12 protein-coding genes are annotated in these 12380 nt (G+C 51.4%); 2 read left to right on the top strand and 10 right to left on the bottom strand.

Annotated elements, in window-relative coordinates; translation table 11 throughout:
* Positions 1 to 90: 90 nt before the first annotated feature.
* The 3 genes from DFR42_RS07400 to DFR42_RS07410 all read right to left on the bottom strand — a co-directional run bounded on the left by DFR42_RS07400 (position 91) and on the right by DFR42_RS07410 (position 2002).
* Entirely contained in the window at positions 91 to 432 is a 342-nt protein-coding gene (locus tag DFR42_RS07400) for a YkvA family protein (protein ID WP_110254351.1), read from the bottom strand.
* An 11-nt stretch (positions 433 to 443) separates the two neighbouring features.
* The gene (locus tag DFR42_RS07405) at positions 444 to 1076 is read right to left on the bottom strand and encodes a LysE family translocator (RefSeq protein ID WP_110254352.1); all 633 of its coding nucleotides are present in this window, start codon (positions 1074 to 1076) and stop codon (positions 444 to 446) included.
* Between the two features lie 95 nt (positions 1077 to 1171).
* Positions 1172 to 2002: a L,D-transpeptidase gene (locus tag DFR42_RS07410; protein WP_110254353.1), complete on the bottom strand. Its 831-nt coding sequence runs from the start codon at positions 2000 to 2002 to the stop codon at positions 1172 to 1174.
* A gap of 210 nt (positions 2003 to 2212) precedes the next feature.
* Here DFR42_RS07410 and DFR42_RS07415 point away from each other — a divergent pair, with 210 nt between their 5' ends.
* Positions 2213 to 2680 carry a hypothetical protein gene (locus DFR42_RS07415; protein ID WP_110254354.1) on the top strand — a complete coding sequence of 156 codons (468 nt, stop codon included), beginning with the start codon at positions 2213 to 2215 and terminating at the stop codon, positions 2678 to 2680.
* A 12-nt stretch (positions 2681 to 2692) separates the two neighbouring features.
* On the opposite strand, the gene DFR42_RS07420 is transcribed toward DFR42_RS07415, so the two are convergent.
* The 7 genes from DFR42_RS07420 to DFR42_RS07450 all read right to left on the bottom strand — a co-directional run bounded on the left by DFR42_RS07420 (position 2693) and on the right by DFR42_RS07450 (position 9887).
* Positions 2693 to 3133, bottom strand: coding sequence for a GNAT family N-acetyltransferase (locus DFR42_RS07420; RefSeq protein ID WP_110254355.1), 441 nt, complete (start codon positions 3131 to 3133; stop codon positions 2693 to 2695).
* Between the two features lie 90 nt (positions 3134 to 3223).
* Positions 3224 to 3775, bottom strand: coding sequence for a gamma carbonic anhydrase family protein (locus tag DFR42_RS07425; protein ID WP_110254356.1), 552 nt, complete (start codon positions 3773 to 3775; stop codon positions 3224 to 3226).
* Between the two features lie 78 nt (positions 3776 to 3853).
* Positions 3854 to 5890 carry a primosomal protein N' gene (locus tag DFR42_RS07430; protein ID WP_110254357.1) on the bottom strand — a complete coding sequence of 679 codons (2037 nt, stop codon included), beginning with the start codon at positions 5888 to 5890 and terminating at the stop codon, positions 3854 to 3856.
* A gap of 503 nt (positions 5891 to 6393) precedes the next feature.
* Positions 6394 to 7482: a uroporphyrinogen decarboxylase gene (gene hemE, locus DFR42_RS07435; RefSeq protein WP_110254358.1), complete on the bottom strand. Its 1089-nt coding sequence runs from the start codon at positions 7480 to 7482 to the stop codon at positions 6394 to 6396.
* A gap of 342 nt (positions 7483 to 7824) precedes the next feature.
* Positions 7825 to 8589, bottom strand: a complete 765-nt coding sequence (locus DFR42_RS07440; protein WP_110254359.1) for an SGNH/GDSL hydrolase family protein — start codon at positions 8587 to 8589, stop codon at positions 7825 to 7827.
* Positions 8590 to 8608: 19 nt separating this feature from the next.
* Positions 8609 to 9433 (bottom strand): PPK2 family polyphosphate kinase, encoded by an 825-nt coding sequence (locus DFR42_RS07445; RefSeq protein ID WP_110254360.1) that lies wholly within the window; start codon positions 9431 to 9433, stop codon positions 8609 to 8611.
* A 34-nt stretch (positions 9434 to 9467) separates the two neighbouring features.
* On the bottom strand, positions 9468 to 9887 hold the full coding sequence (locus DFR42_RS07450) for a CoA-binding protein (RefSeq protein ID WP_110254361.1): 420 nt from the start codon (positions 9885 to 9887) through the stop codon (positions 9468 to 9470).
* A gap of 229 nt (positions 9888 to 10116) precedes the next feature.
* On the opposite strand from DFR42_RS07450, the gene DFR42_RS07455 reads away from it, so the two are divergent.
* A complete protein-coding gene (locus DFR42_RS07455; RefSeq protein ID WP_146218800.1) occupies positions 10117 to 12264 on the top strand; it encodes a TonB-dependent receptor plug domain-containing protein in 2148 nt (715 codons plus the stop codon).
* The last annotated feature ends 116 nt before the right edge of the window (positions 12265 to 12380 follow it).

Raw genomic sequence — 12380 nt, forward strand, 5'->3', positions numbered from 1 at the left:
TTGCAAGCGCCAGATCTTTTTTTGTCGGTTTTTGTGCGTTTTTTGAGCTGAGATTGAGCTAAAAAACTGGCTGTAAAAAGTGAATGTACTTTAGTCAGATTTCTGCCCAAACCATGCCTTCATTCTATCCCGTGCACTCTGCTTCACTTCGTCTGTAATATACAGACTGACCGTCACCAGCGCCCCGGCAATCACACCAAGATCATCTGTATAACCAACCACAGGCAAGACATCCGGCACGGCATCGAGAGGGAAAATGAAATATCCCAATGCGCCAAATATGACTGTCTTGGCCCAGGCTGGAGTCTCTGGCCTTTGCGCCGCATAATACAGACAGAGCACTTTTTCTACGATTTCACTACCTGCCGTCCGGGCATATTTCTTGAGCTTGTCCCAAAACCCGTTTTCACTATAAGCGTCTGCATGTGACATGATCTTGCTCCTTAGTCATTCGCCTTTTTCACGGTTGCCAGCAGACCCGCCGCCGCAACAAATACGCCACCAGAAAGCTGGTTGAACATTTTTGCCTTGCCCCTGGAGCGCAGCCACGGCCCCATGCGTTCGGCAAACACGGCGTACAGCATGAGGACACTGAATTCAAAAAATACAAAGGTGCTGCACAAGACCAAAAATTGCGGCAGTTTGGCGGCAGCCGGATTGATAAATTGCGGGAAGAAGGCGGTAAAAAACAACAAGGCCTTGGGATTGCTGATGCCGACCAGCATGCCTTTGACATACAGGCGCAGACGGGTACCGCGCATATCGGTCTCTGCTGGCAAGACAAAATCACTGCTTTTGGCCCGCAAGCTGCTGATACCCAGATACAGGAGATAGGCCACACCCAGGTATTTGATGACGGTAAACACCAGCGCCGACGTCGCCAGGATGGCGCCTATGCCTATTGCCGAACAGGTCATGATGGCAATGAGGGAGGTGATATTTCCCAATGCCGGGAACAGGGTCATGCGGGCACCGAAATTGATGCTATTGGTAATACACATCAAGACGGCAGGACCGGGGGTGATCGTTAATACAAGAACGGCAACGACATACAATAACCAGGTTTCTATGGACATGGGGTTTCCCTGAAATGAGATAAAGGCCTTGATAAAGACATCTTAGTCGATTTCCGGGTTCCCCATTATTTTCTGAAAATCATAGAAAACCATACTCAGGCAGGTTTGACCTGTTTGCGTGCTGTGGGCGCTGGTGCAGGTATATAGGCTGCCCATTCAGGCTTTTGCTCTTTGCCACTGTCGACGATGACCATGTAACGCCCTGCCCAGGGATTGTCTTCACGGTTTTTATCCAGTACCCAGAATTTTTTCCCTTCTGCTACTGCCTGCAGATAATCGGCATCCAGGACAGCGTAACGGTCCAGCAGGAAATTCAGCGTGCCGGGTATGCGCACACAGCCCTTGGATTGCACCGTGCCCAAACGTGACTCAAGCAGGCCGGGGTCAGTGGCATGCATTTGCATGCGCATGTCGGCGATGATTTTGTCGCCCCAGCCTTTTTTGGCTTTTTGCCAGCCAAAATCAAACACGCGCCGCCCTTTGATGCCATAGCCGCGTACGCCTTTGCTGTTCTTGCTGCCTTCTGCACGGTAATCCAGATTGGCCAGGCTATGGGCATATACACCTGTGGGTGTTTCAAAATGCTCAAAACCGGGGGAACGCCCTGTCGATACAGGTGAGGCGCCGATAAGCTGGTACTGCCCTTGCTGGTCCAGCCAGAACAACATGGCAACCTGTACTTTGGGATTGCGGTCCACCAGCAGAATATATTGGGATGGCAGATTACTGATATTGTTGCTGACCAGCGTACTGATCATCTGGTCTATATAATTTTGCAAGTCTTCTGGCGTTGGCTGGACTTGCTGTTCAACCGTCCTGGCATAAACATCTTTCAGGCTCAGGGCAGACTCCAATGCCCGGGCCGGTACAGTCGAGGCAAGCGCCAGCAGGATGGCCAAGGCAGGTTTTAGTGGAAATAAAGACATGTTGGATAGAAGAAAGTCGGGTTGAAGCTGGATCTCTGCTGCATGTGGATAAAGGTGTGGATAAATCTACGCTTTTAATATGCCGCAGTTTGATGCTGCCCGACAAGCATAACAGCGTGCTGGTATGCAAGATGTTGCAACTTTGACTCACCTCAAGCACTCTCATGCAGCAGACATTATCCTGAACACCTTACTCTGGAGGACACTGCTGTGAAATATGCAAAACTGGCCATGCTCTTGCCCTTGTCGCTTTCCCTCTGCCTGAGTTTGCCAGCGCTGGCGGCAGGCAGCAATTGCTCGAATAAGGATATCGCCTGTGTATCAGGTGGCATAGGCAGTACGGAACGGGAAGAATTACAGCAACAGGCGGGGCAATACACGCTGTGGCTGCGTACTGCCGCCACAAAATCAGGTGCTTATCTGGCGAATATCAAGATCATCGTGCGTGATGAAAAGAGCAAGGCGGTGTTAATGAACGTAACACTGGACGGCCCCTGGCTATTTCTCGGTTTACCTGAAGGCCGCTATGAAATTGAGGCGCAATATCATGACACTGTGAAACGCTCGGACCAGATCGTCAAGAAGGTGACGGAGATCAAAAAAGGCAGCCAGCGGCAGATGATGATGTATTTCGAGGCCAGCAATGTCGGTGAGCTGAATTACCAGCCTGCTCAGTAAAACACCGTGGTTTCAGTCCAGGTATATCCTGGGCTTGTACACTTCCATGAAATTCTCAGGCTTGCTGAGTGGCGTGAAACCAAACTTTTCATATAGACCGGCAGCAGTGCTTGTCGATAAGGTAAAGCGGCGCAGCTTGCTGACAACCGGGTGGGCCATGACTTCTTCCATGAGCAATCTGGAAATGCCCTTGCCGCGCATGTCGGTCACGACAAAGACATCGACCAGGTTACCAAAGGTGGCCATGTCAGTGATGATGCGGCAAAAGCCCACCATGCGCTCTTGTTGGAAGATACTGAAACACAGGGAATTGCGCAGGGATTCCTCTACCACAGGTCGTGAAATACCGGTGGCCCAGCCACTTTCAGTCGTCAAAAATTGATGGACAAGGTCGATATTGATCTTGTCCTTATCTGTGGTGATCCAGTATTCGCCAGCCTGTGTTGCGTTCATGCCATCCTGTCCTTGTGCCTGGTTGATTAGGTGATTGGGAGTCTTTCAAAAATAGTTTGCCGGGTTCAGACCATAAAGACGTTTTCAAGTTCATTCAGATGGTTGCGCCACAGCACTGGCCAGGTAATTATTCTTGATACGCACATAGTGTTCTGCCGAATATTTGAAATAGCTGATTTCTTCAGCCGTCAGGGCGCGGACTTTGACTGCAGGGCGGCCTACATACAGATAGCCGCTTTCCAGTACCTTGCCCGGCGGCACCAGGCTGCCAGCACCCAGCATGACATGTTTGTGGATAATGACATCATCCATGACGATGCTGCCCATGCCTATCAGGCATTCATCACCTATATTGCAGCCATGCAGAATGACAGAATGAGCGATCGTCACATAGTCACCGATGATGAGCGGTGAACCGGCAGGCTTGCTGGCATTCTTGTGCGAAACATGACCCATGGCCAGGTCCTGGAAATTGCTGCTACGGCCTAAGCGTATGTGATTGACATCGCCGCGCAAGACGGCATTGCACCAGATAGAACTGTCCGGTCCGATTTGTACATCACCAATGATCTGGGCACTGGGGTGGATGTAGCAATTCTCGGATATTTCAGGAAAGCTGTTCAGGTAAGGGCTGAGTGGCATGATGCTGTATGGAGTTTGATGATCTTCTGAACAGCAATTTTAACTGATCACCAATCTCAGGCCCATGTGGACAAATACTTAGATATCCACAGGATCAATCTCGACCGACCATCTGACCCGGCTTTTCATGGCGCGCAAATCGGCTATCCAGGCTTTGACGAAGGCTTGCAGAGCCGGGCGTGAGACTGATTCGACCAGCAACTGTGCCCTATCGACGTTAGCCACCCGCGTCATGGTCATGGGGATGGGGTCGTTGATCATGATGCCCTGATGCTCTGTACAGAGCGCAGCTTCTTTCAAAAAGGCGATGGCAGTTTCCAGCTCTCTGGCTTCTGCCCGCAATAAAGCCTGGTACATGAAGGGTGGCATATGGGCTTGCTGGCGTTCGTCCAGCAAGTCTTTGGCAAAGTCAGGGTAATTGTGTGACATCAGCGCGTGGTAAAGCGGATGGTCAGGGTAGCGGGTTTGTACCAGCACCTCGGATGCATTGCCACCTTCTTTTTGCGCCGCCCGCCCTGCCCGGCCTGCCACCTGCATGAGCTGGGCAAACAGGCGTTCACTGGCGCGGTAGTCTTGCGAGAACAGGGCAGCATCCGGGTTCAGCGCTGCCACCAGGGTCAGACGTTTGAAGTCATGGCCCTTGGCCACCATTTGTGTGCCTATCAGGATATCGACTTCACCGGCATGCACACGTTCAAAGGCGGCGGCAGCGCTACCTTTGAGGCGGGTGGAGTCGGCATCGATACGAAACACTCTTGCCTCGGGGAAAAGCAGGGCCAGGCTTTCTTCCATGCGCTGGGTGCCGCGACCCAGGGGTTGCAGGTCAATATTGCCGCAAGTCGGGCATGAGCGCGGTATGCGTTGCTCCAGACCGCAGTGATGGCAGCGCAATCTATGGTCACCTTTATGCAAGACCAGATGGGCAGTGCAGCGCGTGCAGTTGCTGATCCAGCCGCAGGCATCGCAGGCCAGTACCGGCGCATAACCACGCCGGTTGAGGAACAGGAGTGATTGCTCACCCTTCTCAAGACGTAGCTTGATCGCACCTATCAATCTTTGCGTCAGGCCTTCGCTGGGTTTTTCTCTTTCCAGGTTGATGATACGTATGATGGGCAGGACGGCGTGCTGGACAGCGCGCTCACGCAATTCCAGCAGGCGATAACGGCCAGTCTGTGCCCCCTGCCAGCTTTCCAGCGAGGGCGTGGCAGAACCCAGCAAGATGGGTATCGAGAGCTGGCGCGCCCGCCACACGGCAAGATCACGCGCGGAATAACGCAGGCCTTCCTGCTGCTTGTAGGATGGGTCATGCTCTTCATCGATGATGATCAGCTTCAGCCTGGGCAGGGATGCCATCATGGCCAGGCGTGTACCGAGCACGATGCGGGCACGACCGGTATGTGCAGCCAGCCAGTGCAACATGCGCTCACCTTCGGCCATGCCGCTATGCAAGGTAGATAGCATCAGGCCAGGGAAACGTGCGCGGATATGCGATTCAAGCTGTGGTGTCAGGTTAATTTCTGGCACCAGGATCAGTATCTGGGCATCCGGGTTTTTTGCCAGTATTTTTGTGGCAGTCTGCAAATACACTTCGGTCTTGCCGCTGCCAGTCACACCAAACAAGAGATGCGGGGCATAGCCCTCGGCGTTGGCAACTGCATCCACCGCGGCCTGTTGCTCAGGATTCAATTGCGGTTCACCCAGCGGGCTGACATCGGCTTGCTCAGGCAATTTGGCCAGTTTCTTGATGGCACGCTGCAGGGATACTGTCTTGATGGCTTTGAGGTTCTTGGGCAAGGCGGGTACAGCCACCTCACCTATGGGGCGCTGGTAATACTCGGCGGCAAACTGGCATAGTGCCAGCCATTCTTTGTTCATGGCTGGCAGCTCATGCCTGACGGCGATGGCGTCGCGCAGCTTGGCGGGCGGGACTTGTGTCTCGCTCACCACGTCCATGATCAGGCCGACGACTTCCTGGCGACCAAACGGCAGAGCCACCAGTTGTCCAACCTGGGGCAAGTCGGCAACAGCCCCACCCTCTTCCTGTGCCGCCCACCGATAATCGAAGGTGCTGTCAAGAGGGGTATCGAGGGCAACGCGCAGATAAACTTGTTTCACGATCTAGCGCAAAGCATGGAAATCACCGCTAACTATTGATTTCATAAGGCTTTTTGACATATCCACAGTTTCTGTGGATAACTTTGTGGAGAAAGATCTATTGACATCGGTTTTCGCTAGCGTTTACGTGGGTTTCCACAGATTGCCCTATCTCAGAGCCTAGAATTTAGTCTTTTAAAATCAATGACTTAGAAAAAATGCTGGAAGACAAAAAAATATTTTTGAAAATATTTTTTGTCGCCCCGATTTTGTGCATAAGTGACAGAAAATGTGCATAGAAATGCAAAATTTTTCTGCCGCGTCTCTATTGGTTTTCCACAGCTTTCAGGCTGGAAAAGCACGCCAGTGCTATGTTTTGCACAGCAACATGACGCAAAGACAAGCATCTCAGCCACTTGTTGTTTTATCAGTGCCTGAATATACAGACTTGAGCCATCACACTGACAACAATACTGCCTGTGGAGCCAGTCTGTACTAACAGACTGGCAATGAAACATGTTGTTTTAGACAGACTGACGTTGCTTGCGGCTGTATTCATGCACTGTTTCTACCAGCACGCTGACCGACTCAAGCGGGGTAAATTGCGAAATGCCATGACCCAGATTAAATACATGACCATGACCAGCCGCTGGCTTGCCATAACTATCCAGCGCAGCAATCACCTGCTTGCGGATTTGTTCTGGCTCAGCAAACAGTACTGCCGGATCAAGATTACCCTGCAAAGCCACCTTGTCGCCAACCTTGGCACGTGCCTGACCCAAATTCATGGTCCAGTCCAGTCCCAGGGCATCAGCACCTATGTCCGCCAGTTGTTCCAGCCACAAGCCGCCACCCTTGGTGAAGACAATGGCAGGAATACGCTTGCCATCTTTTTCTTTTTGCAACTGGCTGACGATATCGCGCATATAAGATAGCGAGAACTCTTGATAAGCCCCGTCTGCCAGCGCCCCACCCCAGCTATCAAAGATCATCACGGCCTGGGCACCGGCATCGATTTGCGCATTCAGATAAGTAGCGACTGCATCGGCATTGGTGCGCAAAATGTGATGCATGAGGTCTGGGCGCTTGTACATCATGCTCTTGACGGTATGGAAATCTCGCGAACCCTGGCCTTCCACCATATAACAGGCCAGTGTCCATGGGCTGCCGGAAAAACCGATCAACGGTACGCGGCCATCCAAAGCAGTGCGTATTTGCGTTACAGCATCAAATACATATTGCAGGCTGCCTGCTTCTGGCACTTTGAGTGCCATGACATCTTTTTCATCTTTTAACGGGCGCTCAAACTTCGGGCCTTCGCCTTCTTCAAAGTACAGACCCAGGCCCATGGCATCCGGCACAGTCAAAATATCAGAGAACAGGATGGCAGCATCGAGGCCATAGCGGTCTATAGGCTGCAAAGTCACTTCAGTCGCAAAGCCTGGGTTCTTGGCCAGGCTCAGGAAAGAACCTGCACCTTTGCGGGTGGCACGGTATTCTGGCAAATAACGGCCAGCCTGACGCATCAGCCAAAGCGGTGTGTAATCAGTTTCCTGGCGCAACAAGGCTCTCAGGAAGGTATCATTTTTGAGCGGTGCAAAATTCATGGACATAAGTGCTTTCGGTGACGCTGCGCGCATCTGCTTATCTACTGACATGGTCAAACTACGCAGGCTATTGCTGTATAAGCGACATTATCGCCTATGCGCGCAGGATAGGCATCTGATCTGCAACAAGTGGCGCAATTTTCAGCAGAATTTCCAGTAATAAACTGTGGATAACTTTGTGGATAGAAATGACAGAATGGCAGTTTACTGATTTATTTTAAATCCGGTTAACAGGAATATTACGTAAGTCATTGATTTCATTGACAGTGATTACCGTCTTTTGATAATTATCAGTTTTTGTGCATAAATCGCGCGCAAGATAAATTGTGCATAAGTACCATACCAGTATTATTTTTCTTGACGATTTTGCAGAAATGTTTTCGCTAATTCTTCTGCCCAAATACTGACGCCAAGTGCTGACGGATGGTAGCCATCTTCGGCCATCTGGCGTACATCTTGAAGATTTGCGGTAAACGGCAAATGCAAAACCCGGGGTCTGGTTGCGGCCATTTCACGGTTTATTTGATCGAGAGCATGCGCTTTCATGCCCAAAACCTGACGCAAAGGAGCTGGCAAGGCGGGGAAAACCTGCATCGGCGGCACGCCAGCCAGAACAATAAGACCAGTTGTTTTTAGCATCAACAGCAACTCATCCAGCAAGCTTTGCAACTCTGCCCGGTAACTGTTGACCGGGCAAAAACTGGTTGTATCATTGACACCAAAAGCGAGCAAAATCAAATCCCAGGCTGGTGAGTCATGGCCTTGTGCCTGACGAAATGCTGGCAAGGCCTGCCTGGCCCATGACAGGCGAGCGCCGTTTTGTCCCAGCGCCTGCCATGCCACAGCCGTATCCAGCTTGCCCGCCAGGGCTTTGGCCAGTTGTGCGGTAATGGCTTCTTGATAATTAGCCACGCCCACACCCGCCACCGGTGACTCGCCTATGCCCAGCACCCTGAAGTTATCCACAGGCCGACTCGCATGAGTCCACAGCCCATATGCCTGGTCACTGGCTTCGGGCAGGCGCGGTGTCACGGCACGGGTGCGCCGCCCCTGCCAGGCCAGCAAGGGGTATAAGGCTGCGGCAATCAGTTCTGGCCCGTAGCTGAATTTCACCTTAAATCACCTTAGAAGCTCATTCCACCTTGAGTTTGCTGTATTCAGGATTGCCAGGTGGATATTTGAGTTTCAGGCTCAGCAGTTTTTCTTGCACTATGCTGGCGATCACCAGATTGCGCTGGGTTTTGGAGTCGGACGGTACGGCATACCAGGGGGCATGATCAGCGTCCGTTGCCAGCAAGGCCTCTTCATATGCTTCCTGATAAGCATCCCAGTATTTGCGCTCTACCAGATCCTGGGTATCAAACTTCCAGTGCTTTTCAGGGTCTGCCAGACGCTCTTCCAGCCTGGCTTTTTGTTCCGCCTTGGAAATGTGCAGGAAGAATTTCAGGATCACCGTGCCGGTTTCGGCCAGCATACGTTCAAAGTCACGGATTTGCGCATAGCGGCGCTTGCACTCTGCCTGATCTATCCATTCATGAACGCGGGTAATCAGCACATCTTCATAATGACTGCGGTTGAAGATGGTGACTTCCCCCTTGCCTGGCACTTCTTTATGAATGCGCCACAGGTAATCATGGTTCTTTTCATCGTTGCTGGGAGCCTTGAAGGCAACCGTGCGTGCGCCCAGGGGATTGATTTGCCCGAACACACCCTTGACTGTGCCGTCTTTGCCGGATGTATCCATGCCCTGCAAGATGATCAGCAGCTTGCGTTCATGACCCGCGTACAAGACATTTTGCAGGTCAGAAATTTCTTCGGCCAGCTTCAAGGTTGCCAGTTTGTCGGCCGCTTTTCCGCCATCCTTGTCATCGCCAGCAGTGCCTAAAGGCTTCTTCTTTGCATTTGCATCCTTGACCTGAAATTCTTTCGTGATGCGAAACTGTTCGGCTATCGTCATGCTATCCCTTTCATTTGAACTCTGGTGTGTTGCATTACAAGCGTATACGGTGTTCTATCTTGATACACCTGTCCATCACTACTTTGATGCCTGCTGCTTCGGCCCTGGCAGCAGCACCTTCATTAATGATGCCTGATTGCATCCAAAAATAAGGCACGGCTATCTGTATCGCCTCTTCAACGATGGGTGGGATATCAGCCGCATTGCGGAAACAATCGACGATATCGATGCGATGTTCTGCCGCGGCAGTGATCAGATCAGGATAGCAATGCTCGCCCAATATGATGTTTCCCGCCTCGCGCGGATTGACCGGGATGATGCGATAGCCATGTGCCTGCATATAGGCCGCCACGCCGTGACTGGGGCGTGAAGTTTTTGAGGACATGCCAACGACGGCAATGGTTTTGCTCTTGCTTAATATGCTGGTGATCAAGTCCGTTTGATTTGTACTCATGCAATCCTGCTTTCATTTCTGAGACTATATGTGTATTTGTTATTGACCATTATTGACACTCATATTGAGTAATTGCTAATGTCGTGTTTTGCTAATTTACAATAATTTCGATCATGTCAGGCAGTTCAATCTCATTTTCAAGTAAGAGTCGCAGCACCATGAGAATACAGTGTTGACCAGGCCGTCTGCTATCTGCGGCCTGACTCTGCTGCTCCTCACGCCTGGCACTATGGCCGTTACTATGGCTGCTTCCATGGTTGGTGAAGCTCAACTGGATCAAACTATACCGCAACAAGTCATCGTAACTGGTGGGCAAACTGAGATGAATGCCAGGCGTGACTCTACTGCAGGCAAGATTACGATAGGCCGCAAGCGCATAGAAGAGAGTGGCGTCGAGAAGGTCGCGGATTTGCTTGCACGCGAACCGGGCTTGCCCAGCACTTTGGGTGCGCTTGGCAGCCCGACTTATACACAGTTTCTGATCGATGGTTTGCCCCCTGCCAAAAACCAGAATCTCGCAGACATGGATTTGCAGCTGGTCGAAAAAATCGAAATCATCAAGACCACAGTCGCTGAATTTGGCCCGTATGGCATTGCTGGCACCATCAATATCATCACCCGCAAAATCATCGCTGAACAAAAAAAGACAGACCTCAGGGTCGCTTACAACACCAGTGCAGGTCAGCCGGGTTTCAATCTTTCTTCGTCTTTGAGCCGGGGGAAAGAAGAAGACGTGCTGAGCATGAATATGCAACTGTCTTCATCTTATAAAACCCAGGAGAGCAATGGCAGCCTGAGCCAGACATCCTCCTCATCGGGTAGTGGCATTGCACAGCAATTGCAGGGGCAAGCTAGTACAAGCAATCGCTTTGTGACGCTGGCGGCATCAGGCAATATGATCTGGCGACCTGCTCAGCGTCACCAGCTTATCTTCTCGCCAGCGATTAATACCAGCACCAGCGTTTGGGCAAATAGTAATATCCGCCAATGGGATGATGGCAGCAGCCTGGAGATGAATGAGCATTTTCACGGGAATACGGAACAACTTAGTCTGCCGTTAAGCTGGACTATTCGCCTTCATGAACAAAGTCAGCTAATGCTATTCACGCGTGTCAACCGTGACCGCGGTCATATGGAAACAGTCTGGGATGAATACCGCAGCAGCCTGGGAAACAGCCTGCGTCGTAACGCTGCAGATAGCACTGGCAATTCAGCTACATTCAAGCTGGACTATAAAACCGTGCTGGCAGATGTACATGAAATCAAGACGGGCATGCATCTGACGCGAAGTAGTGACAGCGTGGATGAAAAACACTGGCTCAACGGCAATCCTGACCTGGCTCTTGATGAATTCAATGCTCCCTATAGTCTCGTAGAAACTAAGCTCCGCTGGTTCTGGCAGGATGACTGGCGCCTTGACGATAGCTTGTCCTTGAATCTGGGTATATCCGGAGAGCAGACTACACTGGATCTGCAAGAGCGACATTACCAGCCCCATGCATTTTATCGCGTGCTGTCGCCATCCATGCATGTGCTAAAGAAACTGAATGCCGATGGTACGCAAAGAATGCGCTTTAGTCTGGCGCGCTCGTTTAATGCACCGCGCTCAGGCGATTTGATGCAGCGCCCGTTCATTAATGCCCTCGCTCCATGCCTGGCGAATGGCGTATGCATTGCAAATGGCTTAGAAACGGCAGACAGTTCTGGCAATCCGGATTTGCAGCCTGAGCGTTCCCTGGGGCTGAATATCACTTATGAATATGATCTGGCTGCGAATAGTCTCTTGTCCCTGGGTTTATACACCAGGGATATCGATAAAAAGCGCGGCTCGGAAATACGTCTGGAGAATGTGGCCTGGTCAAATCAGGCGCGTTATGTATATCGTCCAGTGAATTTTGGCGATGCCAGTGTGCAGGGCATAGACATGGAATTGCAACTGGCTTTGCGCGATCTGAGTGTACAGGCACCGGATGCCAGCTTGCGTGCAGGCTTGGGCCTGGCACGCTCCCGGGTAAATATACGCTCAGGACTGGACATGCTGACGGATTGCCAGACGCCGTGGAATGCCAAACTGGGCGCGAGTTATACGGCCAGGGTCTGGCCTTTAAAACTGGATATCGATGCCAGCTGGGCACCCGGAAACTGGGTACGTATCAATGCACAGCAGCGCTCTTTCTCACCCCGGCAATTTAATCTGAATGCAGGAGCCGTATGGAAATTCAATCCAGATACCAGCCTGACGATTAATTTGGGAAATATTCTGGCAGACAGCAGAACTAGCGTGATTGAGTATGCGAACGTTGATGGTGTAGTACGACAGCAGAGCCTGGACAAATCGCATACGCGTTTGAGTATGCGCTTGAATTTCAAACTCTGAATGGCCTGGAGCTATCCAGAAGAACTGGATGAAACAGTGTCATCGCGATTTCATATGTCTTCCATCTCACTACTGCTGCGGTGATGGAGATAGCTTCAGCCCTGTACCTACGGTGA

The sequence above is a fragment of the Undibacterium pigrum genome (genome assembly GCF_003201815.1).
Lineage (GTDB): Bacteria > Pseudomonadota > Gammaproteobacteria > Burkholderiales > Burkholderiaceae_D > Undibacterium > Undibacterium pigrum.

Excerpts from the sequence above, each read along its gene's own strand:
- DFR42_RS07400 (WP_110254351.1), bottom strand. The coding sequence starts at position 432 with ATGTCACATGCAGACGCTTATAGTGAAAACGGGTTTTGGGACAAGCTC.
- DFR42_RS07405 (WP_110254352.1), bottom strand. The coding sequence starts at position 1,076 with ATGTCCATAGAAACCTGGTTATTGTATGTCGTTGCCGTTCTTGTATTA.
- DFR42_RS07410 (WP_110254353.1), bottom strand. The coding sequence starts at position 2,002 with ATGTCTTTATTTCCACTAAAACCTGCCTTGGCCATCCTGCTGGCGCTT.
- DFR42_RS07420 (WP_110254355.1), bottom strand. The coding sequence starts at position 3,133 with ATGAACGCAACACAGGCTGGCGAATACTGGATCACCACAGATAAGGAC.
- DFR42_RS07425 (WP_110254356.1), bottom strand. The coding sequence starts at position 3,775 with ATGCCACTCAGCCCTTACCTGAACAGCTTTCCTGAAATATCCGAGAAT.
- hemE (WP_110254358.1), bottom strand. The coding sequence starts at position 7,482 with ATGTCCATGAATTTTGCACCGCTCAAAAATGATACCTTCCTGAGAGCC.
- DFR42_RS07445 (WP_110254360.1), bottom strand. The coding sequence starts at position 9,433 with ATGACGATAGCCGAACAGTTTCGCATCACGAAAGAATTTCAGGTCAAG.
- DFR42_RS07450 (WP_110254361.1), bottom strand. The coding sequence starts at position 9,887 with ATGAGTACAAATCAAACGGACTTGATCACCAGCATATTAAGCAAGAGC.
- DFR42_RS07455 (WP_146218800.1), top strand. The coding sequence starts at position 10,117 with ATGGCCGTTACTATGGCTGCTTCCATGGTTGGTGAAGCTCAACTGGAT.